The organism is Cellulomonas sp. P4_A2, from assembly GCF_056402515.1.
On record NZ_JBFUHG010000211.1, the window covers coordinates 1 to 375 of the forward strand.

Genomic DNA, 375 nt, shown 5'->3' on the forward strand with positions numbered 1-375 from the left:
TGCCCAGGTGCCGGGGAGGGGGCGCGCCACTGAAGCGCCGGGCGCCAACTTGGGGTTGTCGCCCGGCTTGGTCAGGCGGCGCGGCGCTTGGCGCGGACCGGCTTCTTGAGGCTGACCTTGACCCGGATCGGTTCGTTCGGGTTCCGGAAGCGGTGGAGCGCAGCGGCCAGCTCGTCCTTGCGGGCCTCGCTGACGGCACGGCGAGCGTCGCGGAACTTCGCCTCCTCCTCCGACATGACCTCGAACCCGAGCTGGTCGGCGTCGAGGTCGCCCGGCGCGACACGTTCAGCCGGGGTCGGCGGGTCAAGCACGTCCTTGCCCCACACCAGGCCCCAGGACTCGACCAGCCGACGGACACCCGGCAGGCCGTAGACC

At 72.3% G+C, this 375-nt stretch carries 1 protein-coding gene; it reads right to left on the minus strand.

The features are described 5' to 3' along the window. Nucleotides 1-71: 71 nt before the first annotated feature. On the minus strand, nucleotides 72-375 hold a 304-nt coding region (locus tag AC1DUE_RS20765; protein ID WP_477041285.1), incomplete at its 5' end, for a hypothetical protein.